Here is a 26317-nt window from a genome sequence, read left to right on the forward strand (position 1 = left end):
TCAATTCCTCCCAAGCACTGCTTCCAACGTGTCAAGATCCTCCCAGATCTCCACATTATAGACCACCGCATCCCGGCTTATCTTTTTAATGAAAGAACTAAGTGTCTTTCCCGGCCCTATTTCCACAAATGTATCAACTCCAGACGAGAGCATAGTTTCTACACTCTGCTGCCATTTCACCGGTGAGAATACCTGCCTTTTCAGATAATCCTTTACGCTATCTGTTCCAGTCACATATTCTGCCGTTACATTGGATACGTAGGGAATCTCATGTTCCATAAGCTTCACCGGCGCCAGCGCTTCATAAAGCTTTTCACCGGCTTCCCTGAGAAGTGACGAATGAAAAGGCCCGCTGACGTTCAGTTTTACCGTCCGTCTCGCACCGGCCTCCTGTAAAGCGGCGCACGCCCTATCCACCGCTTCTGCCTTCCCGGAGATCACGGTCTGCCCGGGACAGTTATAATTGGCGATCTGCACCTCTTCCATATTCTCCAGAATATGTTCGATATCTTCCGCTTTCATGGACAGAACCGCCGCCATGGCTCCCTGCCCTGCGGGCACTGCCTCCTGCATGAGGATTCCCCTCCGGCGCACAGTCTTGATGGCATCCTCACCGCTCATGACACCCGCCGCCGCCATGGCACAATATTCTCCGAGACTTAAACCCGCCGTCACATCCGGCTCCCGCAAGCCGCGGTCCTTCATTGCCGCCAGCATGGACAGGCTCGTCGTCACCATGGCCGCCTGTGTGTACTCTGTGATATCCAGTCTTTCATTCTGTTCAAAGCAAAGCGCCTTCATATCCAGGGAGAGGATGTCTCCTGCCCGTTCAAACACATTCGCCGCAGCCGGACTGTTCTCATAGAAATCCCTGCCCATTCCGGCTTTCTGGGCGCCCTGTCCGGGGAACACATATGCTATCCTACCCATGTATTACATCTCCTGAACAGAGCCTCTGTCTGTGTCATCAGCTCCTCTATAATTTCCCGGCACGACTGTTCTTTGTGAATCAGCCCCGCAATCTGGCCTGCCATTACGCTTCCTTCCGAAACATCCCCGTCCATGACGGCTTTTCTCAGCCCTCCCAGGGTCAAATATTCCAGCTCTTCAAAGGTCGCGCCGCTGTTCTCCAGCTTTATGTACTCTCTGGTCATTTTGTTGCGGATCGCACGGACCGGATGTCCTGTGCTTCTTCCTGTTACCACACTGTCGATATCTTTGGAAGAAAGAATCTTCTTTTTGTAATTGTCATGGACGATGGATTCGTGAGACACTACGAAGCGTGTGCCGATCTGCACCGCCTCCGCGCCCAGCATAAACATGGCCGCCATCCCTCTGCCGTCACCTGCGCCGCCGGCGCCAATGACAGGGACCGAAACCGCGTCCGCAATCTGAGGAACAAGCGCCATGGTCGTCAGCTCGCCGATATGGCCCCCGGATTCACATCCCTCTGCCACCACGGCATCGACGCCGCAGCGCTCCATCCTCTTTGCCAGCGCCACAGATGCCACAACGGGTATTACCTTCACTCCGGCTTCCTTCCACATCTCCAGGTATTTCTCAGGATTTCCGGCGCCGGTGGTGACCACCTTGACTCCCTCTTCCACGATTATCCGCGCCACGGCATCCGCGTGAGGACTGAGCAGCATGATATTTACGCCAAAGGGCTTTTTTGTCAGTTCCTTGGCTTTGCGGATCTCTCCCTGTACCCATTCCGCGGGGGCGCTGGCCGCACCGATCAGACCCAGGCCGCCTGCCTCCGATACGCCGGCCGCCAGATTATGTTCGGCCACCCAGGCCATACCGCCCTGGATGACCGGATGTTCTATCCCTAAAAGCTCTGTAACTCTCGTCTTCATGACCATCTGTCCCTTCCCTGTTTTCTTTCCTGTTCAAAGCTTTTGCAGGCTTTATGCATCCACGCCTTTCGCTTTTAAATATTCCATAACCGCACCCACAGTAGTAAGGCTTTCCAGGTCCTCTGAAGGAATCTCCACGCCGTATTCCTCTTCCAAGGACATGACCAGTTCAAACAAATCCAGGGAATCTGCCCCCAGATCATCCTTAAAGGACGTAGCTTCTGTGATATCCTCTGCTTCTGCGTTCAGCTGCTGTGCGATAATTTCTTTCATTTTTTCTAACATGATCATGTTCTCCTTCATATCTGACATTTTTATTTAATTTATATACAAGCCAAAAGCGGTACAGCCGCCCGCGCTTATACTCTTTACCAGACGACCAGTGTCGCCCCCCATGTAAGTCCTGCCCCAAATCCTGATATTACCAGCTTATCCCCCGGCTTCAGGAGCCCTTTTCTGTTTATCTCATCCAGCAGCACCGGTATACTGGCTCCTGATGTATTCCCATATTGAGCCAGGTTCATGGGAAATTTAGCGGTATCCTGCTTCATTCTCTTTGCCACAGATGCAATGATCCTTTCGTTTGCCTGATGAAGAATAAAATATTTTACGTCATTTGGGGACAATTCCGCTTTTTTCAGCACCTCTTCTATGGACCGGGGCACCGTCTTAACAGCAAAGCGAAAGACCTCCTGTCCATTCATAGTCATAAACCCAGAAGTCTTTTTTTCTTCCATGAAGGGACTGCAAAGCTCTGTGGAACGGCAGGTAAGACATCCCCCCCGGCTTCCGTCGGATCCCATGGTAAAATCTCCGATTCCCCGGTTCCATGAAGCCTGCTCATCTTCGGTACTGGAAAGTACCGCAGCCCCCGCTCCGTCTCCAAACAGAATACATGTGCTTCTGTCACTCCAATCTACTGTTTTAGAAAGAGTATCTGCACCTACGACCAGAGCAGTCTTGTATGCACCGGACTCCAGATAGACCTTTGCGGTATTCAGAGAAAATAGAAATCCGGAACAAGCGGCGCTCAGGTCAAAACAGACGGCTTTTTCCGCTCCCAGGTCAGCCTGCACCTCACAGGCTGTATTGGGAAACAGGCAGTCGCCGGTGGAGGTCGCCACAACGATCAATTCCAGCTCCTCCGGCGGCAGCCCGGCATTTTCCATGGCTTTTTTCGCCGCCCGGACTGCCATATCTGTCGTTCCCGTTTCTGTTATCCTGCGTGAACGGATACCCGTCCGCTCTACAATCCAGGCGTCACTGGTCTCCACCATCTCTGCCAAATCATCATTTGTTATAATCCTGTCCGGAACGTAGCTTCCGGTGCCGATAATTCTAGCCGCCATAATATTTTTATATCCTTATTATTTGAATATCAAACTATTTTACTACAAAAGTATATGGGATGGTTTGAGATTTGTCAAGCAGATTTTAATTTTCTATAATCCAAATTCCTTTTTAAGCGCATCGGTCATGACATCCAACGGTGCCTCTGTTCCTGTCCAAAGAGTAAAATTGAGGGCTCCCTGATTTACCAGCATCCCCAATCCGTTGACCGTATGAGACCCTCTTTTCGCCGCCTCCTGTAAAAACAGCGTATTCGGGTCATTAAATACCACGTCGCTGACCACCATGGACGGCGTTATGGTATTATAATCCACATCCGGTTTTTTGTCCACGTCAGGATAAAGGCCGATACTGGTAGCGTTGATCAGGATATCCGTATTCGGTTCCACCCTATAGGAAGCGTCCCAGGACACGTATTGAGAATCCGCAGAAGTTTTTTCCGCAATCAGATGCGCCAGGTCCTGTCCTCTTTCCCGGCTGCGGTTCACCACGGTAATCTTCTTTGCTCCTGCAAGCGCACACTCCACACCAATCGCTTTTGCTGCACCTCCCGCCCCCAAAATGACCACATTCTTTCCGTCCACTGATACGTCCTCATTTTTCAGAGAGATCAGAAAACCTTTTCCATCTGTGTTCTCTCCCCACAACTTCCCGTCCTTATTCACCACCATATTCACGGCTCCGATGATACGGGCAGCTTCGGAAAGTTCATCCAGGTATTCCAGCACCCTCACCTTGTGGGGAATCGTCAGGTTGATCCCTTTCATCTGAAAAGCCTTTACCCCGTTCATGGCCGCTTCAAGGTCCTCTTTATCCACCTTCACCGTCAGATATCGAAAATTAAGGCCCTTCGCCGCAAAGGCTGCCTCCTCCATCACCCCCGTCGGATTCTCATCAATGGGATTTCCAAATGCTCCAACCAATTCCGCACGATAATTTTTACTCATATTGATTACCTCCTGTCTTTCTTCATTATAGCACGGGGCTGCGCTGCTATCCAGCACGAAACGCCTGCGCGCCTGAATCCCCTTGACTGACCATCGGCGGGAGCTTATAATTTCATATATACCTTTAGGAGGACTTATCCATGTGTACAATTCAGGCTGTCTTCTGTGATATTGACGGCACTCTGCTGAACAGCAGCCATCAGATCACGCCTGATACGAAAGAAAAGATCCGGACACTTCACGGAGGTGGTATTCCTTTTGTGCTGGTATCTGCCAGGATGCCCGCAGCCATTTATCCGATTCAGGAAGAACTGGGCATTCAAGCCCCCATCATAAGCTACGGCGGCGCTCTGATCTTAGATAAAAACAGAAACGCACTAAACAGCATCGGTCTTTCTTTGTCTCTGGCGGCAGAAATTGAAAAACATGTCCCTCCAGACACGGATACCTATTGTTTCTGCGCCTATTCCTATGACAAGTGGATCACCAGAGACAGCCTTCATCCCATTATACGCCGGGAAGAAGAAGTCACCCAGGTCATATCCATGACCGGCACTATGGAGACTCTCCTCAATCCGGAGGACCCAGTCCATAAACTCATGTGCTTTGGACCTTCCTGTCTCCTCGACCAGATCGCCGGGCAGCTGAAAACAGAATTTCCCCAGTGCACCATTTACAAATCTTTTCATACTCTTTTGGAGATCATGGATGGACAAGCTTCCAAATCGAGAGCAGTCCACACCCTTTGTAAAAAGCTGGGGATATCTCCGCAAAACGCGGCCGCATTTGGGGATAACTATAATGATGCCGATATGCTTCAGGCCGTGGGATGTGGAATCGCCATGGGCAATGCCCCAGAGGAAGTGAAACAGATGGCATCGGGTGTGACCGGCGATCACGACCATGAAGGGCTGCTGCAGGCTCTTGATCGTTTGTTTCCATAAATAAAACAAGAATTGAGAATCTTTTTATTTTGGAAACGGTTACATGTTTAAAGGGAATATGATAGAATTGTATATATAATTGAAACGACCGACAGGAGGAAAAAGTAATTGTCCGATGAAATAGTGATTGTGCCGGCGGTGATGCGGGCTTTAAATGTTATAGAAGCATTATTTTCCGGTACGGCGCCGAAGTCTCTCAGCGATCTTTCCAAGGAACTAGATATCCCTACGGCTTCCTTGTTCCGCATCATGAAAAACCTGGCCAAGCGGGAATATGTGACGGTATTGGAGGGTAACCCTGTCCGTTATACCATAGGGCACAAGCCCTTCCAGCTGGTGACCGAATACCGGAGCCGCCTCGACCAGAAGGATGTCATCAAACCGGTGATGCAGGAGCTCACTTCCAAGACTAGCCAAACTGCCCAATACGCCGTATTTCAAAACGGGCAGTTTATTTATATAGAACAAGTACTTTCTACGGCAGAACTGAATATCATCGCTCAGCTCTATATGCCCCTTGAAGTCAATACCAGCGCCGGTGCAAAGGTCATTTTGGCCAACCAGCCGGAAGAGCTGATCGATCAATATCTGTTGGGAATCCTGCTTCACAAAAGAACTGTTCATACCATTGACGAAAGAGAAGCCTTTAAAAGGGAACTGGAATTAACAAAAAAACGCGGTTTCGGAATGGACAATGAAGAGTTTACCATTGGGATCGGATGTATGGCAGTACCGGTTTTCGACGGTGACGGCCGATGCACCGCGGCCATTGGCGTAACAGGATACATCGAAGAGTATCGCAACAAAGAAAATTTTGAATACATAAAAAAATGCCTGCAGGAAGCCGCAGGCAAAATAAAAGGAAAGCTGTCCATATAAAGGAAACAGAAATGTTTCCAAAAAAGTATATTACATCATTGCACACTGAGACTATCAAAAGCGGCCCGCATGCATAAAGCAGCGGGCCATGCTTGTTTCAATGATAGATATGTATAGGATCAGCTTTCTACGACCTCTAAAATATCCATAGGACATGCTTTGGCACAGATACCGCAGGCAATACATTTCGTAGGCGCGGAAGCCTCTGCGGGCATGACCATCACGCCGAAAGGACATACTTCTACGCACTTCCCGCAGCCGACACAGAGTTTCTTGTCAATCATATACACTCCTTTGGCATTCTGTTTGATAGCGCCCTGCTCACATGCTTTGGCACATTTCCCGCACTGGATACAGACCATAGGCTTAATAGCGCCTTTCTTTTCAGTTATCTGGATGCAGGACTTATCCGGATCAAACTCTTTATAAAACGCCTGGGAACATGCGATTACACACTCCAGACATGCGTGGCAGTCTCCGCCCTTTTTCATTGTCAGCTTCTTCATGATACTTCCTCCTATCGCATTTTCCGGCCGCCGGAAAACACCCTTATTGATATTATTTTCTCATAAATACTTTACCATATCGGCCGTGCGATAACAAGATTATATTGTAATTTCCTGTCGAAAGGCATCATCTTCCAATTATGTATTTCATTTTTTCAGTCTTCTAAAAGTCCCTGATATACGTCGCGCCTGGAAATCCCCCGATCCTTAGCCACCATCCGCATGGCTTCTTTTTTTTCTATTCCCTGACGCAGATAATAATTCATATGCTCTTCCAGAGACATGCTCTCCCACGCCCTTTCTGCTTCCTCTTTAAGCTCTGTCCTGCTCTTTCCGGAAATGATCAGCACCTGCTCCCCTCTGGGAACCTCTGCTTCAAAGCGTTTTACCGCATTGCTCAACGTCGTCTGAAATACTTTCTCAAAAGTCTTTGTCAGTTCCTTGCAAATGGAAATCTTCCGGTCTCCCAATGCTTCCAAAAGCTCCTCCAGAGTCTTCAGCAGATGATGCGGCGCTTCATAAAGAATAATGGTCCTGGTCTCATTCTCCAATTCCTTCAGAATCTCTCTCCGCTCCTTTTTATCAGAGGGCAAAAAGGCTTCAAAACAAAAGCGCCTGGTGGGAAGTCCCGATACGGTCAGCGCCGTCACACACGCCGCCGGACCCGGAAGTGATGTGAGGGGAATCCCCGCCTCATAGCACTGTTTCACCAGTTCTTCGCCAGGATCCGATATCCCCGGAGTTCCGGCATCTGTCACAAGAGCGACGCTTATCCCCTCCCTCATCTGATCCACCAAATATCTGGCCTTGTCCACTTTATTATATTCATGGTAGCTGGTCATCGGCGTCTTTATCTCAAAATGATTCAGCAGCTTTATGGTATTCCTGGTATCCTCTGCCGCAATCAAGTCCACTTCTTTGAGCGTACGGAGCACCCGCAGAGTAATATCCTCCAGGTTTCCGATCGGTGTAGCACAAATGTATAACTGTCCTGTCATCTGCATCCCCCTTCCTAATATCCGTATATTTCATAGATTTCCGGGGTATATACGCCCGGCCGTTCGTACACGATGATGGGTGCTTCTACCCGCATCTGAGGCCGGCCGCCCCGAAACGCTTCAATCAAGACCATGTTAGCCTCTTCATCCTCATAAGGATGGACATACTTCATCCGTTTCGGCTCCAGACGATATTCCTTCAGTGTACAGATGATCTCAACCAAACGATGGGGTCTGTGCACCAGATAAAACCGCCCTCCGGTCCGCAGAAGAGCCGCCGCCTCCCGCGCCACATCCCGAAATGTACAGAGGACTTCATGGCGGGCCACTGCTTTCGGCTCATCGGGATTCTTTAATCCATGATTCTGATCCATATAAGGCGGATTACATGTAACTACATCAAAAGAAGCCTTTCCGAATATCTTCGAGGCCTCTTTGATATCTCCTGCCACTATGGTTATTTTCTCCTCCAGGTTATTTAGGATCACACTCCGCCTGGCCATCTCAGCCATATCTTTCTGAATCTCCAGCGCGGAAAAATGCTTCCCGTCTGTCTTTGCCTCCATCAATATAGGAATGATCCCTGTACCCGTTCCCAGGTCCAGAACTTCCTCATGTCTTTCAGCTTTGGCAAATCCAGATAACAGCACGGCATCCATACCAAAACAAAATTTTTTTTCGTTCTGAATGATGCGGTAGCCGTTTCTCTGAAGCTCGTCTATGCGCTCATGCTCCAAAAGCTCAATTGTCATCTAGCTTCGACTTTCCTTCCTTTTTCTCCAGGGCCTCCAGTTTTTTGAGCTCCTGTTCTTCTCGGGTATTCAGCCTTTCTTTATCTTTTTTCTTTTTCGGACGAAATTTAAGCTGTTCTGACCGATATTCCCGGATATCCTTCTCATCATTATCCAGGTATACGATCACCTTTACCCTCTGGCGGAGCACATTGACGCTGGACACCTCGCCCTTCAGCCCATCATCTGTCGTCACATGGTCTCCCACATTTGGCAGCTTGCTGTTTAAATACCGGTATGTTTCCTCTTCGTTCTTTAAGCAGCACATCAGCCTTCCACACGTCCCGGAAATCTTCGTGGGGTTCAGAGACAGATTCTGCTCCTTTGCCATCTTAATAGACACCGGAATAAATTCCGACAGATAGGAATGGCAGCATAACGCCCTGCCGCAGATCCCCACACCTCCCAGAATCTTTGTCTCGTCCCTGACACCAATCTGGCGCAGCTCAATCCTTGTTTTAAACACCGATGCCAGATCCTTGACCAGCTCACGGAAATCAATACGGCCGTCCGCCGTAAAATAAAACAGCACCTTATTATTGTCAAAGGTGTATTCCGCATCTATAAGCTTCATCTCCAGATTATGCTTTTCAATTTTTTTCTGGCAGATCTTAAACGCTTCTTTTTCTTTCTTTTTATTCTTTTCCTCGACCGCATCATCTTCCTTCGTGGCGATCCGGATGACCGGTTTCAGCGGCTGTACTACCTTTTCATCCTCAACCTCCCGCTCTCCCATCATCACATAGCCATATTCCACTCCACGGGCAGTCTCCACGATCACATTCTGCCCCTTCTTGATCTGAAACTTTCCGGGATCAAAAAAATATATCTTGCCTGCCGTACGAAACCGTACGCCTATCACTCTCGTCATACAATGTTCTCCTTCATCACAAGCAGCATGAGCTCCATGGCGAGCTCAAAATTTACATTGGCGTCCAGACGCACTTTCACCTTATCAAGGGCCGCCAATATTTTTTCTATTCCGTCAAAGGAACTGTGATCTGCAATTTCCTTTATATATTTATACTCATCCTTAAAGATGAACAAGGATGTATCCATCGTGGCCTTAAACATCAGAATGTCCCGGAACCAAAGCTGCATAAAGTCCAGGCAGTCCTTAATATTCAGGTTCGCCTCCTTCATTTCTTTAAGCGACGCCACCATCTCATATACCGGCATGTCCGGTACATGCTTCAATAAATTCAGAACAATCTCCTGCATCTGCACAAACTCTTCTGAGGAAGACAGGGCGATCGCTTTTCCCAGATTCCCCCGTGCAAATGCTGTACAGATATCCGCCTGATGGGCCGGTACCTTCATCTGATTCTTCAGATAATCTTTGATGACCTGGTCATACAGCGGTTTCAGCTTGAGAACCGTGCATCGGGACAAGATCGTAGGCAGAAAAGAATCTGAATTCGTGGTCAGGAAAAATATCACCGCATATTCCGGCGGCTCCTCAATGGTTTTCAGCAGAGCATTCTGCGCCTGCACCGTCAAAAGCTCCGCCTGGTCTACAATATAGATTTTGTACGGGCCGCTGTATGGTTTGATGGTCACATCATTGATAATCTGTTCTCTCACATCATCCACGCCTATGCTTCCTGCCTTTTCGTGGCGGATATAAATTACATCAGGATGATTTCCACTTAAAAACTGACGGCAGGAATGACACTCGCCGCATGGATCCGCTGTTCCTCCCTCGCACTGCAGCGCCATGGCAAAGGCATTGGCAAGCGTCTTCCTGCCCATGCCAACCTCTCCGGTCAGAATATATGCGTGGGACACCTGATGACGTTCCAAAGCATTCTTGAAATATTCTTTTATCTGTTCGTGGCCCAAAATATCCTCGAATCTCATCATCATGAAAGCCCCCTTGTTCCGTCTGGCTCTGTCTGATTTTCTCAGACCTGTCCTTTACGGACATTATATCATATATCCTTTCAGGAATATATAAAATATTTTAGGTTAATTGTTCCAAAATTGTTGTTTTTATCTTTTTGACACAGGAATCCAGATCCTGATTTTCGAAAATTCTGTCGATTCCGCACCGATCCAGATTTTCCTTTTTAAAGTCCTCTTCATCCGCCAGGAATCTGCGGCAGAGTTCCGCATACTGGGGCACGGCCTGCATTCGTTCCCGTTTCACGGCACGCATAAGCCTCTCTCCCGCCTCCACATGAACATAAAGTGGTATCATCACGCTTCTTCCCTTCCTGCCAAAATAGCTTTTCGTCTTTTCATATGAGTCCGGCGTCCCGATCATCACATAATCATGTTTATCCAAGTCAATCTGACCATCATCCAGCGTAAAATAACTCCAGGGACCGCAGGCAGTCTCATATGTACGGCTCTCGATCAGTTTTTCCTCCGTTTCCATCCTGTGCAGAAACGCAGCGTCACGGAAAAAATACTCTCTGCCGTCCTCTTCTCCGTCTCTGGGAGGCCTGGTCGTATACATCGTCACCGTCCTCAGACCGAGCTGCTTGTCGGACACCAGCATTTTAAATACACTGTCCTTACCACACGCACTTTTACCCATGATATAAAATATTTTACCCATAGCAGTCCCTCCATTCACAAAGCTTTTTCCTGAAGCCCGCCTGAAACCAGATTTACTCCAGGACACGGATCGTCCCGCCGCCGGAATCCTCCAGCCCGAGGATCTTAAATCCGTTCTCGCTATAGCTGCTGATTACCTCCAATACCTCTCCGGTAATTCTTTCTCCCGGCGCCAGCACTGGAACACCCGGCGGATAGATATACGCAAATTCTCCGGAAATCAGTCCTTCACTGGCCTCCTTCCTGCATGTCCTCACTCTCTTCCCCTCTGCCTCGGCCGGTGTAAGTACCACCTGCGGTCTCGGATAGAGGGCAGCCTTTTTCCGGGATGGCCATCCGCCGTCTGCCGCCATCTTTTTGTCTATTTCCATAAGCGCGTTTTTCAGCCTTTCAAATGCTTTTTCAGAGTCTGCCACCGATGTCATCAAAATCACATATGTCTCCGTGCACATTTCCGGCTGTATCCGGTATTCCCTGCGGAGCAGTTCATACAGTTCCGGCCCGCTCATGGAGCCTCCCCGGATGATCAGCTTGGAAGGATCATAATAAGCTTCTCCAATACCTGATTCCAGCTCCGACAGCAGGCGTATGTGTGAAAATTCCTTGAACGCTCTCCTGAGACCTTCCAAAGAAGACTCATACTTTGTCATGGCCTTTCGGCCATCCTCACTCCCCATATAAGAAATGCAGGAATCTATGGATGCCATCAGCACATAAGACGGGCTGGAGCTTTGATATACCTGCAGATACCATTCAAGATCCTGTTCCTTTATCATGTCTGATCTCTTATGCAGAATCGCTGTCTGCGTCAGGGAAGGAAGCGTTTTATGAAGGCTTTCTATTACGATATCTGCCCCTGCCTCCAGCGCAGGTACGGGAAACATAGATCCACCGCTCTTTTTCCGAAAGGGCAGATGTGCTCCATGGGCAGAATCCACGATGAGCGGTACTCCATGGGAATGTGCGATCCTGCTGATTTTTTGGATATCCGAACAGATTCCCTCGTATGTAGGAGACGTCAAAAACACGGCCTCCCCATGGGGATGTTCTGAGAGAGTTTTCTCCACATCCTCCGCTGAAACGCCGCCGCACATTCCCCAGTCAGAAATGGCCGGCGGACATAAATATTCCGGTCTCAGCCCCCGCAGGAATAAAGCATGATAGGCAGATTTATGGCAATTTCTCGCCATGAGAATCTCTCCTCCCGGTCTCACACAGGCCGATATCGCCGCCAGAATTCCGCCACTGCTTCCATTTACCAGAAAATAGCTTTTCTCCGATCCATAGATAAAAGCTGCCTGCTCCATTGCCTCCTTCAAGATCCCTTCCGGATGATGCAGATTGTCGAATCCGTCAATCTCCGTGATGTCAAAGGAAAAAGGATTCTCAAAGCAGAACGTTTCCCCGTCTCTCTTATGGCCGGGCATATGAAAGGGGCAAGCATCTGTTTTTCCGTATGAGATCAGCTTATCATATAAGCCTGCCATCTGCCCATCCTCCCGGCTTAATTTTTCTCTTCGAATAAAAGTCTCTCTATGATCTCTGCCGCATCCATGATACAGCCCTCGCAGGAACGGAGAATCTGTTTTGTCTCCACGCCTTTCAGCTCCTTGCATATGATACTTCCGTTCTTTTTCCGGAATTCCTCGGCGATCTCTTTGGAAAGCTTATAGGTCTTCCCTTTGCTGACCGGCCGTTTTAAATCCCCGCAGCTGTTTTTGAGCCCTGCCAGGAACACAGCGGCGGATACAGCCCCGCAGGTACCTTGCATGCCTCCCATTCCCGCGCCAAAAGCCTCGCACGCCTTAAACGCAGTCTCCTCATCCATCCCGACCAGATCACAATACGTACATGCCACTGCCTGACAGCAGTTAAATCCCTTATCATGCCGTTCCTTGGTCTGCATGACCCGTGTTTTCATTGCGCATCCTCCTCCTTCAGAGAATAACTTCTGATCTCTTCTCCATCCATGTTTTTTATGGTAAACACTCCATCCTCATAGATCATATAGCTGTTTTCATTTCCATTTTTAGGAATGGCAACGGATCCCGGGTTCAGATAGAGATGTCCTCCGCAGTTATCCATGGCTTGTACATGCGTATGTCCGTGGAGGATGATATCCCCTTTTTTGAGAGGCGGAAGATTTTCTTCATTGTGGATATGCCCGTGAGTCGCAAAGACCATCCGTTTATCCAAGTATAATATCATATAATCTGCCATGATAGGAAACTGCAGCACCATCTGGTCCACCTCAGCATCACAGTTTCCTCTGACACAGAGAAGCTCATCCTTTTTCTCATTGAGCAATGCGATCACAGCCTTTGGATCATAATCTTTCGGGAGGTCATTTCTGGGACCGTGATACAGCAGGTCCCCCAGGAGCAAAAGCTTTTCGGCCTTTTCTTCCTCATAGCGGACCAGCATCTTTTCACAGTAATACCTGGAACCATGGATATCTGATGCAATCATTAACTTCATATACCGTATCCTCCTCTGTCATTTCCGTATTGTAACTACTTTTCTTCCAGAACACCGGCCGCTTCATCCATACAGGAACCTTCAAACTCCTCAATGAATCCCTTATCACAGGCTTCTGCCAGTGAGGGGTCAATGGGAATCCTTGCCAGAACCTTAAGATCATGGTAATCAGCTACCTCATCAATATGACTCTCACCAAATATCTGATAGGATTTCCCGTTGTCGGGACATTTAAAATAAGACATATTTTCCACCAGGCCTAACACAGGAACCTTCATAAGCTCTGCCATTTTCACAGCCTTTTCCACGATCATGGATACCAGCTCCTGGGGAGAAGTCACCACGATGATACCGTCCACCGGCAGGGACTGGAACACTGTCAGCGGCACATCCCCGGTTCCCGGAGGCATATCAATAAACAGATAATCCAGATCTCCCCAGATCACATCCGACCAAAACTGCTTGACCGTATTCGCGATCACAGGTCCCCGCCAGACGACGGGATCCGTGTCGTTCTCCAGGATCAGATTTATGGACATGATCGGAATCCCGCTGCTGCTGCATACCGGCAGCATCCCCTGGGCTGATGCCATGGCCTTATCCTTTACACCAAATGCCTTCGGTATAGAAGGTCCTGTAATATCCGCGTCCAGAATCCCGCATTTATATCCTTTCTTGCTCATTGTCACGGTCAACAGGGAGGTCACCAGAGATTTCCCTACCCCGCCCTTTCCGCTGACAACACCGATGACTTTTTTCACATGACTCATTTTATGCGGTTTCACGGAAAAATCAACCTTCGCCTTATCACAGCCGTTGCAGGATTCCTTTCCGCATGTAGTGCTGGAACATTTTCTTTCTTCCGCCATTTTCTTTTCCCTCTTTCTTTTCCTTCTATTTTTTATGTCATTCTGAATTTTATTTAAATCGTATATCCGCGCTATACCGGTCCACCGTATCCGGAGGCTTATCTATTATAGCAGACAAGAGCCGGTTTCTTCAAGCAGAACAAATTCGGCATTCCCTTATTTTAATGCTGTTACAAATAAATTTCACTCCCTGCTGATAAATATGAAATACGATCACCCATCCGTTCCTTTAAAATTCCAAAGGCTTCCGTTCCGGTGCAGTGGCAGGTATAATAACTGGTGACATTTTTTTCTCCTTCGTAGCACAGAAGCCTGTCCGCTACTGCCTCGACCTGATATCGGGGAATGGACCGTCCGCTTCCCGGCTCCATCAAGTGAAAACCGCCTATCACCACATCCGGTGCTGCGCCTTCAAGTTCTTTAAATCTCTCTATGATGTTGACAATACCGCTGTGTGCACATCCTGATATCAGCAGCCTCGCCCCGTCTTTTTTCCGGACAATCAGATTCTGCTCATGGGAGAATCTGTCTTTCTGATATTCTCCATCTTTTCTTTCAAGCAGGATGTCATTCGCTTCCGATCGAAGCTCCTGCCCTGTGACATCAGAAAAAATCGTGAAGTCTTTGTCAATATCCACAGTGCCATTTATGGGACGTATCTGGGAGTTCTCACGCAGGGTCTGGTCAATCCCGATATAATCGATTCCCCCGCCTCCCCGCCTCACAAAATACGGTTCCAGGGCTTCTTCATGGAGATATACGACCGCCTCTTTATTCTGTTCAAGAAAAGCTGGCAGGCCGCCGCCATGGTCGTAGTGTCCATGGGAGATCACTACTGTATCGATCTTCGATACATCCACTTCCATCCTTGCGGCATTGGTAAGAAACAGACCGCTCTTCCCCGTATCAAACAAAAGTCTGTGCCTGTCTGTCTCCAGATAAAGGGACAAACCATGTTCCTTTTCCCAAAGCTCTCCGATGCTGGTATCCTCCATTAAAGTTTTGATCACCATATTCAACAACCTCTTTTCCGTTATAGTTTTATTATACTTTATCTGCCGGTTAAAATCCATAGATATTCCATTCAATGCACATCCGATTCCGCCTGTTCCGGCGTTACGCCTGAATCTGTTTCCATGGACAGCTGGCCCTTTTCCTACAATAGCCTTACTCCATGGCTGACACTTGGTTTAAACCGCTGCAGAAATCTGAAGCTTCTGCGTGAGCGGTAAACTTCATGCCGCATTTTTTAAGCCTTAAGCAATAAAAAAACACCCCCACTGCCAGGAGCCGCTTTTAATAAACGGTTCCTGTCTGGGAGTGAATATCGCTGCTGCGCTTTGATACAGCGGCTATGTATCGTGATTCTGTTTATTTATGGAAATGCAGCTTACATACTTCACAGCCTTTGGCGATGGTATCTGTAAGATCCAGCTTAAGTCCCATTTCCTCAGCGATGGCCCTGTCCCCGTCCATGGCGATATCACAAAGCTTCGCACATGTCTCGTCGTCGATGCCCAGCTTCTGCCATGCACTCAGCAGAGGACAGTAATGGAACTCCACTTTCAGATTGTCCTCGTTCAGTTCTGTTACATCCTGCTGGAACGTAGATTTGCCAAGGTCATTCAGGAATGCCTTCTCAAACTGCACGCAGTTGGTCGGGTCCTCACACATTGCCTTGAAATTCTTTCCATGGACATGTCCCGTTTCCGTGATCGCTTTCCTAGCGTAGGCTTCACCGTCCGCTCCGGCTTCCACAGCAGCTTTGTAGGTCAGTCCCATCCAGGTCGCGCGGTGCTCGATGGCGCTTCTGTTGATATCCACCTTCTCGTCATAAACCAAAGAAATATTTTTGATGCTCATTGTAGTATCCTCCTATATTTTAATATTATTGTCCTATCATGATATTTAAAATTTCAACATCCGTTGATGCCATGCCGACACGCCCCATCCTTCCCACATTCCGGATTGTAGTCTCGGCATCCTTTTCAACCAATCCCTCGCCGCTCTGATACACTCTTCCGTCCTTAGCCAGACGGTATGCCAGCATGGCGGTGTCCACAGCACTCCGGATCTTTGCGGCACAGGAGGGCTTCGCTCCATCGCAGACCATCCCGCCGATGGTAGCTATGGAATTAATGATGGTATTGGATATGACCTCCATGGATTCATCATACAGATATGCCACCCCGCAGGCTGCGGCTGTCGCCGCGCTGGTCGCTCCGCAATATGCCGACAAGTTTCCGATGAACCTCTTTTGATGAATCGAGATCAGATTTGCCAGGACCATCGCCCGGATGAGCTTTTCTTCTGAAGCCTTCAGATCCTTCGCATAGGTGACCACCGGCGCGGTCAGTGTGATCCCCTGATTTCCGCTTCCGGAATTGATAACTACTGGCATGGGACAACCACTCATCCTGGCATCGGAGCCGGCAGCCGCCAAAGCTTCCGCCCTCCGCAGCGTATCATCTCCGGACATCTTCAGGCATTCGGCGCCCACATTCACCCCCCAGGAATTCTGTACCCCTTCCTCGGCAATGGCCATATTCATCTGAATCTGGCGATCAATAATCTCTTTGACATCATCAATCTTTACACAATTCGCAAATTCGTAGATTTCTTCCAGATTCAGGAGTTTTTTGTTTCCTGCTTCCTCTGTCACCACATCCGGCTGAGAAAAGACCACTTTGCCGTTTTTTTCAATTTTGGAGATATGATTATGCTTGGTCTTCAGTTCTACCGATGCCGTATCCGTTCCGCTCTTCAGGGTGCACATCACATACAGATTCTCCTCCCCCTCCTGAAGGGATACCGTGCATTTCCCGGTCTTCAAAAAAGCTTCTGTCTCTTCAATATCTCTGCCTGAAACATGCTCCAGGACTTCCAGTTCTTTATCCGCATCACCGCCGATGATACCCAGGACCGCCGCTGCTTCTACTCCTTTTAGACCGCCGGAATTGGGAACAGTCACACCCTTTACATTTTTGATGATGTTCCCGCTGCACGCCACGCTGATCGTATCCGGCATACATCCTAACGTCTGTCTGGCTTTTGCGGCACAATAGGCGATCGCGATCGGTTCCGTACATCCCAGCGCCGGAAGCAGCTCACTCCTGAGGATAGCAACGTAATTGTTATAGCTTGATTTGTTCATATATTTCCCTCGATTGTAACTATCTTATGTTTGGATTCTTCTAGTCATCTGCGCCAAGATACAATCTCTTGACATCTTCATTATGGAGTAATTCTATTCCTTTTCCCTGAAGGGCGATCCTTCCGTTCTGAAGCACATAGCCTCTGTCAGCAATGCTCAGCGCCATGGCTGCATTCTGCTCGATCAGCAGTACCGTCTTCCCTGTATCACGGATCTTTAAGATCAGTTCGAAAATTTCTTCTACCACGATGGGTGCAAGACCCAAGGACGGTTCATCCAACATGATCAGATCTGGATCCATCATCAGACCTCTGGCGATTGCCAGCATCTGCTGCTCTCCTCCCGAAAGGCTTCCGCCTCCCTGATTTCTTCTTTCCTTCAGTCTGGGAAATAAATCATATTGTTTTTCCACAAGCTCCTGGACATCTTTCTTTTTGATATTCTGGTTCCCGATCGTACCCAGCCACAGGTTTTCATAGACCGTCAGCGCCGGGAATATCTTCCGCCCTTCCGGAACGTGGCATAAACCGTTTTTAACAATTTTATGAGACGGCATCCTACTGATGTTCTTTTCCTTAAAGAATATCTGACCCTGATTTTTCTGCACAAGGTTTGAAATAGACATCAACATCGTCGTCTTTCCCGCTCCGTTACTTCCGATCAGAGTGATGATCTCACCCTGGTCCACTTCAATACTGGCATTAGTCAGCGCGGTAATATATCCATAATTCACTGAAAGGTTCTGAACTTTAAGCATTTCCATCTGTCATTACCTCCCCCCGTGCGATTCTGCCTTTCCCGAAGTAAGCTTCATTTACCAGTTTATCCGCCTGTACGATCTCCGGCGTACCCTCGCAGATCTTTTCTCCGAAGTTTAACACCATAATCCTGTGGCAGGTCCTCATGACGAATTTCATATCATGCTCGATGACTGCCACTGTATAGCCGTCCTTGTTGATATTCTGGATGAATTCGCTGAGAGACGCCGTTTCATTGGGATTCATTCCGGCTGCCGGCTCATCCAGCAGTATGATCTTAGGGTCAGTAGCCAAAGCCCGGGCTATCTCCACTTTTCTCTGAACTCCGTATGCCAGATTCCCGGCACGAGTCCCCGCCAGATTCTGAAGACCCAGGTATTCCAGAAGCTCCATTCCTTTTTCCTGAATCAGCTTCTCATCTTCTTTATAACGCTTTGTATGAAGGATAGCGTCGGCCATCGTGGTCTTCGTCTTAATATGGAATCCAATCTTCACATTTTCCAGTACAGTCATATATTTAAACAGCTGGATATTCTGGAAGGTACGGGCCATTCCAAGTCTCGCTATCTTCTCCGGGGCAAAGCCGGATATATCTTTTCCCTCCAGCACTACCTGACCTGCCGTGGGTGCATAAATTCCGGAGCAAATATTGAAAAAGGTGGTTTTTCCGGCTCCATTGGGGCCGATGATTCCAAAGATCTCACCTTTGTTGATATTCATGTTTACTCCGTCGACAGCCTTAAGACCGCCAAAATGCTTGCTTATATTTTTTGCTTCCAGAAGTACACTCATCAGCACACCTCCTCTTTCGTTTCCGCATCCTGCTTTACCTTCTGTTCTTTCTCTCCGGCAAGGATACTGTTGGATGCGCCTGCGATTCCCTGCGGTCTTACCCACATCACTACCAGAATCAAGAGTGCATATACCACATATCTCCAGTCACCGAAGGATCGGAGTGCTTCCGTCAGCGTATTAATGACCGTCGAGCCCACAAGTGCTCCAGACAGTGTACCCTGGCCTCCGATGATCAGCATCGCCAGCACGTTCCATCCGGTATCAAGAGTAAACAAAGTGGAATCTATGTAAGAAACGTAAGGGGCATATACCGCGCCGATCGCTCCTACCCAAAAGGCTCCATACATAAAGCTGGTAATCTTGTAGGTGCCGTTTTCCACACCAAGTGATTTCGCTGCCAGCTCATCTTCACGGATGGACATCCACGCACGGCCGATTCTGGAATTGACCACACGGCGTGTACAGAATAAAAAGATGATAGCCAGTACCAAAAAGATATAATAATAATGTCTCGGCCTTGAGAATACAAAACCGAACAAAGTCGGCGCCGGGATATCCTTGATCCCCATGGTTCCTCCCGTAAGGCCTGTCCAGTTGAGACAGACGATTCGGATGACCTCAGAAAATCCCAATGTGATGATCGCCAGGTAAATACCCGACAGTCTCTTTGTGGGAAGTGCCAGCACCGCTCCGAAGATCATGGAGACGATTCCGGACAAAAGAATACAAACCCACATACTGAGACCAAACTTCGTGGCTAATATGGCTTCCGTATAAGAACCAATGGCGAAGAATCCAGCCACACCCAGGCACATCTGACCGGAATAACCGTTGATAACATTCAGGGCGCCTGCCATGGTTCCATAAAACAGAATCCGGCAGAACACACCGCATATATATCCTCCCGGGAAAACCAGAGGGAGCAGAATACTGAGGACCACGCCTATCAGCAGACACAGCTTTTTATGTTTTAAAAAAGCAGAACGTATGGTATCAAGCGTTCCTGATACCGGTTTCATCAATTCCTTCATCAAGGCCTTCCTCCTTTCTTAGAAGCAAATCCCTGAGGACGGATTAAAAGTATGATGATCAAGAAAACAAAAGCAAAAATATCACGATATGTAGCGGAGGTGACGGTAATTCCTATGTTCTCCACAAGACCTATGCACATACCGCCAACTGCTGCCAGCGGCACGCTTGTCAATCCGCCCAGCACACTTGCTGTAAATGCTTTCATACCGAAAGTGGAACCCATACTGGGATACAGGATGGCGTAGCTCATAGCTATCAAAAGTCCTGCTACTCCGGCCAGTCCGGAGCCTATACAGTTTCCAACCATTGCATCACGTTTTACATTGATGCCGATCAATGCAGCAGCACTTTTATCCTGACTGATCGCTCTAAGAGATACTCCCCAGCGGGTCTTCTTAAAGATAAACAGCAGCAGAAGCGATAAAACAACAACTGTCAGGATGATCACGATCTGGAGCCTTGAAATCTGAACCGGTCCCATAGTATAGATCTTATTATCGATAACGTTGATCATCGGCTTTCTGGCTGCTCCGAATACAATCTGCATCAGATTCTTAAGCAGTATGCTGACTGCTATGGTACAGATCAGAGCAATATGCCTGGGGGCTTTGAAAAAGCGCTCGTAACAGACTTTATAAACAAATATCCCCACCAGCCAGGATGCCACAAACGCCGCCAGGATGCCCAACGGCAGGTTCATGCTCCCCACAAATTCAAACGCATAGTATGCCGCGAAAGCGCCCATGATTATTACTTCACCATGTGTAAATGTGACAAAACCGACGACTCCCACGATTACGGAATATCCAATAGCCATCAACGCGTAGATGGAACCTTGGCAAAGCCCGTTCACAATCTGACTAATGAAATATTGCATCCGATTACCTCCTTTTCTTTTGATGCCCCGCATGCAGGTCTGTTCCCCGTACGGGCCTTATCCTATAGGAGTATCAGAAAACATCTCCTATACGACAGGAAAGCACCCTTTCATTTACAGAACTGGTGCTTTCCTAAAATCATTTACGTTCTGTTTAAACTCCGTCAGTCAAAATATCCGTAATCACATTTAACAACATATTCCCCATTCTCCACCGCAACTATCAGCATATCTCTGTTGGAACCATGGAGTTCATTGAATTTTACAAGCCCGATGGGGCTATCAAATTCAGCAGTTTCCAAATAATCTTTGATCACTGTACGATTAATTTCTGTTTTTCCGTCAGCCACCGCATTTTCAATGGCAGTTGCAATCATGTAAACCGTGTTGTAAGCGCATATTGCATGGTCTGCTGCGTCAAATCCTGCCTGCTCATAAAATGTCTTCATGAAGCCAGATACTTTTTCATTGTCATATGTCAGTAAAGATGCCGTGTTGGTCACAACACCTTCGGAATTATCACCGGTCTGATCAACGATCTGTACTGCTGCCCCAGGCCCTAACAGCTGAATCTGAGTTTCAACTCCAGCGCTGCGAATCTGATTGATGATAGTCGCCGCATTACTCTGGTCTACTACCACAATCACGTCAGGTTTTTCACTGCTGAGTTTAGAAACGATAGAACTGAAATTTGTCTCAGTATCCAGATAGGACTCATTGGCAAGAACTTCGATGCCAAGCTCTTCATAAGCTTTCAGCAAGAATCCGTCCACCTGTGTTCCCCAGTCTGTGTTCAGATACATGATGCCAACTGATTTTGCACCCAGATAATCTTTTGTTACATGCTCTGCAGCCCAGGGTGATTCATATTCCTGCGTATGAGACATGGAGAAGAACCAGTCGCTGATGCCGGGAAGCTGAGAACCGGAAGCCGTAGGTGTGATCATCGGAATCTGGTATTTATCTACGATTTCTGCATCCACTACGCAGCAGCTGGTAGTAAAGTCCCCAATGATCACGGAGTATTTATCATTTTCAGCGTACTGTCTCACGATATCCGCACTTTGGTTTGCGTCACTGGCAGAGTCATTGCTGTCATATGTAAGCTTATAGCCTGCAGCACCACCCGCCGCATTGATCTCGTCAACGGCAATTCCAACCGCCACCTTAAAACCGATCCCGTCTTCTGCATTCGCCCCCGTCATCGGGCCGACTACGCCGATGTTGATCTCACCTGTTGTATTGCTCTCCTGCTGTTCTTTGTTATCTGCCGCTTTTGTTGTGTCTTTTGCATCTCCGCCCCCGTTTGAACATGCGGTCAGTCCGATCACCATGCTTATCGCGGCCGCCAATGCCACTACTCGCTTCATTGTCTGTTTTTTCATAGCTTTACCTCTTCCTTTACCTTTCCTTTAATCTAAACTTTGGCGTATAAAATGCGCCTATTTTTTGATTCTTATCGATTTCATATAAATAATACTTTGTCCTCTCTTTATTCCACCTCCTCTTGGCATTTTTTCAGGAACATCATATTATTGGGCATTATGTATAGTTAATCCCCGATTTGTTCCTTTTTCACCGCCATTATTATGTTTTTATTTCCCTTACCGTATAAATACATTATAATGATATCGTTTGCATATGTCAATACAGCTTTTTTATTTTGACTATTCTGCACAATTATATCTTGTTTTTAATGGAAAAAAAGTTCATTAATTTGTCTAATTTGCCAGATTTATGTATTATTATGTCTTTAATACAGTTTGCTTATGGCATATTTTATCTTTGATAACGTTACCATCTTTAAATTACATCAAGTCTTTTAGTAATAAAAAAAGACAGATATGCTCTGTCATAAGATTCATATCCGCCCTCTTTATTTATATTTTATAACACATCAGCTGCGGCATTTTCCGGTTGATTCCCGTATGATCAATTCCGGCTCCATAATCACAATATCTGCCTTATATTCCTCGCCCAGCTCTATTTCCTCCATGATCATCTCAACAGACTTTTCCGCCATATTTTTAAGGGGCTGTCCGATCGTTGTAAGAGAAGGATATATCATATCTGTAAGTCCTATGTTATCCACTCCCATAACAGATATCTCTTCTGGTATCTTTATTTTTCTTCTGTGCAGCTCTTTGATCACGCCGGAAGCAACGTTATCATTGTGAGCCCAGATCGCTGTGGGAATATCTCTGTCACTTCTTCCATCCAAAAATGCACGCGCCGCGTCTTCCCCACTCACAAAGTTGGGGACACGATAGTTAAAATCACATTCAAGCACATTTTGTTTTTTAATTTCTATTCCCTGCACCGTGAGCTCATCTCGAAATCCAAAAAAACGGTCCTGAACATAATGCATCCCCATGGGGCCAACGGTACACGCAATATTTTTATGATTTAAACCAGCAAGATATTTTGCCGCCATCTTTCCTGCTTTATAATTGTCAAATCGTATTCCTCCCATTCGGTTATTATTAAAAGTTCGTTCATACATTACCGTAGGGACACTTATATATTCCATTAAATTATTTGACAGATTCTGCTCATCTATAGCCAGACATAGTATAAGCCCATCCACATTTCTTCGCTGAAACTCATCTACCAGAGATTTTTCCAGTTCGCATTCGTTATGATGGAGGCCCAGAAGCATACTGTAACCCTTCTCCATACATGAGCCCTCCACAAATTGGGCAAAACTCGCATATGTATAATGATTCATCTCCGGGAGAATCAGACCGACAAGCTTGCTGCTTTTAGCCCGAAGTCCATATGCAACCAGGTTGGGTTTATAATTCAGCTTTTTAATAGCGCTTTCAACAATTTGTTTCGTCTTTTCATCCACAAGGCTGCTCTCATTCAGTACTCTGGACACCGTTGAAACAGACACTCCCGCCAAACGCGCAACGTCTTTCTGTGTAATCATCTCCCTATTGTATGATATTCTTCAGAAGCCACTCATCATACACCCCTTTCCTTTAATCTGGGTCCCAACAAGCAGATAGTTCCCACTTGTTTTCATCCCCTTTGATATACCGGCATAGATATTCCCATTGTAAGCATTTAATCCGTCCCTTTCTATGAAATCTATTACAACTGTGATGGCCTCTGCAAACTTCCCCTTCGGCTGACCGCTTCCATAAACCGTTACAGCTCAAGGGTCCCTTTCATCAAAAGTCGTAAAACCTATGCCGGCTATAAATTTCTAATTAATCTATTTTAATTACTTCTTTACTCCGCTTACTGTTTTCCCATGTTCTGAGATCGATCTTGCAACATCATATGCAATTTCTTCAATTGTCATTTCTGCATTGGGATCTTTCTTTCCCGCCAGCCTATTCTTTAATTCTCCGGTAATGTAATCATAACCTTTCTTATGGAATGTAATCAAGCACATTTCCAGAAAACCGCCCGGCGTAGCGTGGTTTTTGGTATTCTGAACCAGAATCTCTTTCTTTTCCAGCTGTGCCTCCATCTGATAAGTCTCCATGGTGCCGCAAATAAGTCTATGTGCAGCATCATTGGGAATATTTTCCGATTCTGCGAATTTCAGTACACCATTATACCATGACTTCATCAGCATTTCCATAAATTCCAGCAATTTTTTTTCTGCAGCTCCCTGAGAACAGGGCAATACCTTCACGCAGGGCTCGTCAAAAATTTCTCGGAATACAGAGCGATATGCACTAGCTGATTCTGCAAGGGACATTTTCCTGCCTGTCTCCGCCTCTACATCCTGAGCAATATAATTGAATTCAAACATCAAATGGCAGGCACATTGGCAGGCCAAAAAAGGAATAGCCTTATCTCCGTCTACCATGAGAACAGTACCTGTGGGTGTCATAAACTCCAAGGCAGCTTTCTTATTTTCTTCCGGCCATATTCTCCTGGGATCAAAGGCAACGAAAGAAACACCAACTTGTGATACATCATATCCTTCAATATCGCTCACCATATTGGGAATCATATTTGCCGCATTTACATCACTGCCCAAAGTATCATAAAAATAATCAACGGAAGGATCTGGCGCGAAGGAATACAAATCCGGAAGTTTTTTTCTTCCATCACGAAGCTTCTGATAATAAGGTACAAGCGTCTGCTCCGTCATGTCAGCAATTTGGTCCGGTTTAACAGCCAGTACGATGATATCCGGCTCCATTTCATTTAAATGCTCCCATACATTTCCAACCACTACTGGAAAAGGACAAATTTGCTGTTTCTCTTTTAAACCGCGCTCACTGCCCTTTATACCGATTAAATTGGCATCGATATTCTTTCCCAGCAGCTTTTTATAACAGGGCATGATATAAGTAGCCAGATACCCTAATCCGATAATTACCATTTTTGAATCTTCTTTTTTCATAATTAACGCCTTTCTTTTTATAAATCCATACAAATCCTAGATTTCTAAAATTTTCTTTTTTATTCATTATACCGTAAGGCGTGATTCTTTGCATCTTTAATATGCCTATATTGCATTTGATACAAAGAATATTATCAAAACATTTTTATGGCAATATAAATATGAAATCGATTGTATATCAGATTATATAATAATTTAAAGATATAATCAATATACTTTATATCGATTTCATTAAATAATATTTGATTTGTTTTCTATACAGATTTCTGCTCTTTTATCCAAGGAACAAGAAGCAGCCGCAAAAAATAGCGGTAAATCCAACAAAATCAAGGATTTTCCGCTATTATAAAGTCCTGAGCCACTGGGGATTCGAACCCCAGACAACTTGATTAAAAGTCAAGTGCTCTACCACCTGAGCTAGTGGCCCTTTTAATCTCTTATAGGAATAAGAAAATGCCCAGAGCCGGAATCGAACCAGCGACACGAGGATTTTCAGTCCTCTGCTCTACCAACTGAGCTATCTGGGCAAAGACACAAAATATGTCGAGTTGCGGGGGCAGGATTTGAACCTGCGACCTTCGGGTTATGAGCCCGACGAGCTTCCGAACTGCTCCACCCCGCGCCATTATCAATATTTAGTTGTATGAGTGGGGGAAGGTGGATTCGAACCACCGAAAGCGCTGCTAACAGATTTACAGTCTGCCCCCTTTGGCCACTCGGGAATTCCCCCATATAAAGCCGATGATCGGACTCGAACCGATAACCTGCTGATTACAAATCAGCTGCTCTGCCAATTGAGCCACATCGGCGTATAAATACGCCAACATTACAATCACCATGTTTTAAAGAAAAAGTGGGGCCTATAGGGCTCGAACCTATGACCCTCTGCTTGTAAGGCAGATGCTCTCCCAGCTGAGCTAAGACCCCTATTAAATTATGATAAATAGCGACCCGGATGGGGTTCGAACCCACGACCTCCGCCGTGACAGGGCGGCGCTCTAACCAGCTGAGCCACCGGGCCTCATTAACACATACCTTCAAAACTGCACATTGTCATCCATCTCCAGAACATCCTAAACCGCCTGGACAAGCCCTCGGCCGATTAGTACTGGTCAGCTCCATACATTGCTGCACTTCCACCTCCAGCCT

At 46.9% G+C, this 26317-nt stretch carries 27 protein-coding genes and 7 tRNA genes; 2 read left to right on the forward strand and 32 right to left on the reverse strand.

The window, feature by feature from the left end:
* The 5 genes from fabD to aroE all read right to left on the reverse strand — a co-directional run bounded on the left by fabD (position 1) and on the right by aroE (position 4156).
* On the reverse strand, positions 1–930 hold the full coding sequence (gene fabD / locus LQE92_RS13030; RefSeq protein WP_231063388.1) for an ACP S-malonyltransferase: 930 nt from the start codon (positions 928–930) through the stop codon (positions 1–3).
* Positions 918–1859: an enoyl-[acyl-carrier-protein] reductase FabK gene (fabK, locus tag LQE92_RS13035; RefSeq protein WP_231063389.1), complete on the reverse strand. Its 942-nt coding sequence runs from the start codon at positions 1857–1859 to the stop codon at positions 918–920. The genes fabD and fabK overlap by 13 nt, the downstream gene beginning before the upstream one ends.
* Before the next feature lie 51 nt (positions 1860–1910).
* Positions 1911–2144 (reverse strand): acyl carrier protein, encoded by a 234-nt coding sequence (gene acpP, locus LQE92_RS13040; protein ID WP_231063390.1) that lies wholly within the window; start codon positions 2142–2144, stop codon positions 1911–1913.
* A gap of 83 nt (positions 2145–2227) precedes the next feature.
* A complete protein-coding gene (locus LQE92_RS13045; RefSeq protein WP_231063391.1) occupies positions 2228–3208 on the reverse strand; it encodes a beta-ketoacyl-ACP synthase III in 981 nt (326 codons plus the stop codon).
* Between the two features lie 93 nt (positions 3209–3301).
* The gene (aroE, locus tag LQE92_RS13050) at positions 3302–4156 is read right to left on the reverse strand and encodes a shikimate dehydrogenase (protein ID WP_231063392.1); all 855 of its coding nucleotides are present in this window, start codon (positions 4154–4156) and stop codon (positions 3302–3304) included.
* A 140-nt stretch (positions 4157–4296) separates the two neighbouring features.
* Here aroE and LQE92_RS13055 point away from each other — a divergent pair, with 140 nt between their 5' ends.
* Both LQE92_RS13055 and LQE92_RS13060 read left to right on the forward strand, forming a co-directional pair.
* The gene (locus tag LQE92_RS13055; protein WP_231063393.1) at positions 4297–5100 is read left to right on the forward strand and encodes a Cof-type HAD-IIB family hydrolase; all 804 of its coding nucleotides are present in this window, start codon (positions 4297–4299) and stop codon (positions 5098–5100) included.
* Between the two features lie 108 nt (positions 5101–5208).
* The gene (locus LQE92_RS13060; protein WP_231063394.1) at positions 5209–5979 is read left to right on the forward strand and encodes an IclR family transcriptional regulator; all 771 of its coding nucleotides are present in this window, start codon (positions 5209–5211) and stop codon (positions 5977–5979) included.
* Between the two features lie 119 nt (positions 5980–6098).
* On the opposite strand, the gene LQE92_RS13065 is transcribed toward LQE92_RS13060, so the two are convergent.
* The 27 genes from LQE92_RS13065 to LQE92_RS13195 form a co-directional block, all read right to left on the reverse strand.
* The gene (locus LQE92_RS13065) at positions 6099–6485 is read right to left on the reverse strand and encodes a 4Fe-4S binding protein (RefSeq protein WP_231063395.1); all 387 of its coding nucleotides are present in this window, start codon (positions 6483–6485) and stop codon (positions 6099–6101) included.
* Between the two features lie 155 nt (positions 6486–6640).
* Positions 6641–7483, reverse strand: coding sequence for a 16S rRNA (cytidine(1402)-2'-O)-methyltransferase (rsmI, locus tag LQE92_RS13070; RefSeq protein WP_231063396.1), 843 nt, complete (start codon positions 7481–7483; stop codon positions 6641–6643).
* A gap of 14 nt (positions 7484–7497) precedes the next feature.
* The gene (locus LQE92_RS13075) at positions 7498–8235 is read right to left on the reverse strand and encodes a tRNA1(Val) (adenine(37)-N6)-methyltransferase (protein ID WP_231063397.1); all 738 of its coding nucleotides are present in this window, start codon (positions 8233–8235) and stop codon (positions 7498–7500) included.
* Positions 8225–9145, reverse strand: coding sequence for a PSP1 domain-containing protein (locus LQE92_RS13080; protein ID WP_231063398.1), 921 nt, complete (start codon positions 9143–9145; stop codon positions 8225–8227). Before LQE92_RS13080 ends, LQE92_RS13075 begins: the two co-directional genes overlap by 11 nt.
* Entirely contained in the window at positions 9142–10137 is a 996-nt protein-coding gene (gene holB / locus LQE92_RS13085) for a DNA polymerase III subunit delta' (RefSeq protein ID WP_231063414.1), read from the reverse strand. Before holB ends, LQE92_RS13080 begins: the two co-directional genes overlap by 4 nt.
* A gap of 100 nt (positions 10138–10237) precedes the next feature.
* Positions 10238–10837 (reverse strand): nucleoside/nucleotide kinase family protein, encoded by a 600-nt coding sequence (locus LQE92_RS13090; protein ID WP_231063399.1) that lies wholly within the window; start codon positions 10835–10837, stop codon positions 10238–10240.
* Between the two features lie 52 nt (positions 10838–10889).
* Positions 10890–12323, reverse strand: a complete 1434-nt coding sequence (locus LQE92_RS13095; protein WP_231063400.1) for an aminotransferase class I/II-fold pyridoxal phosphate-dependent enzyme — start codon at positions 12321–12323, stop codon at positions 10890–10892.
* 17 nt (positions 12324–12340) lie between these two features.
* A complete protein-coding gene (locus tag LQE92_RS13100; protein WP_231063401.1) occupies positions 12341–12757 on the reverse strand; it encodes a C-GCAxxG-C-C family protein in 417 nt (138 codons plus the stop codon).
* Positions 12754–13314, reverse strand: coding sequence for a phosphodiesterase (gene yfcE / locus LQE92_RS13105; RefSeq protein ID WP_231063402.1), 561 nt, complete (start codon positions 13312–13314; stop codon positions 12754–12756). Before yfcE ends, LQE92_RS13100 begins: the two co-directional genes overlap by 4 nt.
* 35 nt (positions 13315–13349) lie before the next feature.
* Entirely contained in the window at positions 13350–14183 is an 834-nt protein-coding gene (locus LQE92_RS13110; RefSeq protein WP_231063403.1) for an Mrp/NBP35 family ATP-binding protein, read from the reverse strand.
* Between the two features lie 170 nt (positions 14184–14353).
* Complete coding sequence (locus LQE92_RS13115) at positions 14354–15196, reverse strand: MBL fold metallo-hydrolase (RefSeq protein WP_231063404.1); 843 nt, start codon at positions 15194–15196, stop codon at positions 14354–14356.
* 358 nt (positions 15197–15554) lie between these two features.
* Positions 15555–16046, reverse strand: a complete 492-nt coding sequence (locus tag LQE92_RS13120) for an L-2-amino-thiazoline-4-carboxylic acid hydrolase (RefSeq protein WP_231063405.1) — start codon at positions 16044–16046, stop codon at positions 15555–15557.
* Between the two features lie 25 nt (positions 16047–16071).
* Entirely contained in the window at positions 16072–17337 is a 1266-nt protein-coding gene (locus LQE92_RS13125) for an L-cysteine desulfidase family protein (RefSeq protein ID WP_231063406.1), read from the reverse strand.
* A 40-nt stretch (positions 17338–17377) separates the two neighbouring features.
* Complete coding sequence (locus LQE92_RS13130) at positions 17378–18100, reverse strand: ABC transporter ATP-binding protein (RefSeq protein ID WP_231063407.1); 723 nt, start codon at positions 18098–18100, stop codon at positions 17378–17380.
* Complete coding sequence (locus LQE92_RS13135) at positions 18087–18887, reverse strand: ABC transporter ATP-binding protein (RefSeq protein WP_231063408.1); 801 nt, start codon at positions 18885–18887, stop codon at positions 18087–18089. Before LQE92_RS13135 ends, LQE92_RS13130 begins: the two co-directional genes overlap by 14 nt.
* Positions 18887–19921, reverse strand: a complete 1035-nt coding sequence (locus LQE92_RS13140; RefSeq protein WP_231063409.1) for a branched-chain amino acid ABC transporter permease — start codon at positions 19919–19921, stop codon at positions 18887–18889. The genes LQE92_RS13135 and LQE92_RS13140 overlap by 1 nt, the downstream gene beginning before the upstream one ends.
* Positions 19921–20799, reverse strand: coding sequence for a branched-chain amino acid ABC transporter permease (locus LQE92_RS13145; protein ID WP_147597066.1), 879 nt, complete (start codon positions 20797–20799; stop codon positions 19921–19923). The genes LQE92_RS13140 and LQE92_RS13145 overlap by 1 nt, the downstream gene beginning before the upstream one ends.
* Before the next feature lie 164 nt (positions 20800–20963).
* Positions 20964–22184, reverse strand: coding sequence for an ABC transporter substrate-binding protein (locus LQE92_RS13150; RefSeq protein ID WP_231063410.1), 1221 nt, complete (start codon positions 22182–22184; stop codon positions 20964–20966).
* 512 nt (positions 22185–22696) lie between these two features.
* Positions 22697–23731 (reverse strand): LacI family DNA-binding transcriptional regulator, encoded by a 1035-nt coding sequence (locus LQE92_RS13155; RefSeq protein ID WP_231063411.1) that lies wholly within the window; start codon positions 23729–23731, stop codon positions 22697–22699.
* A gap of 297 nt (positions 23732–24028) precedes the next feature.
* Positions 24029–25168 carry a hypothetical protein gene (locus tag LQE92_RS13160; protein ID WP_231063412.1) on the reverse strand — a complete coding sequence of 380 codons (1140 nt, stop codon included), beginning with the start codon at positions 25166–25168 and terminating at the stop codon, positions 24029–24031.
* 354 nt (positions 25169–25522) lie between these two features.
* Positions 25523–25595 (reverse strand) — tRNA-Lys (locus tag LQE92_RS13165).
* 27 nt (positions 25596–25622) lie between these two features.
* A tRNA-Phe gene (locus tag LQE92_RS13170) sits at positions 25623–25695 on the reverse strand.
* Positions 25696–25716: 21 nt separating this feature from the next.
* A tRNA-Met gene (locus LQE92_RS13175) sits at positions 25717–25790 on the reverse strand.
* A 26-nt stretch (positions 25791–25816) separates the two neighbouring features.
* A tRNA-Tyr gene (locus LQE92_RS13180) sits at positions 25817–25898 on the reverse strand.
* A 6-nt stretch (positions 25899–25904) separates the two neighbouring features.
* Positions 25905–25977: transfer RNA gene (locus tag LQE92_RS13185), tRNA-Thr, on the reverse strand.
* Positions 25978–26022: 45 nt separating this feature from the next.
* Positions 26023–26095, reverse strand: a tRNA-Val gene (locus LQE92_RS13190).
* Between the two features lie 20 nt (positions 26096–26115).
* Positions 26116–26189, reverse strand: a tRNA-Asp gene (locus LQE92_RS13195).
* Positions 26190–26317: the final 128 nt, after the last annotated feature.

This window comes from Lientehia hominis, from assembly GCF_021044755.1.
Classification (GTDB): domain Bacteria; phylum Bacillota; class Clostridia; order Lachnospirales; family Lachnospiraceae; genus Lientehia; species Lientehia hominis.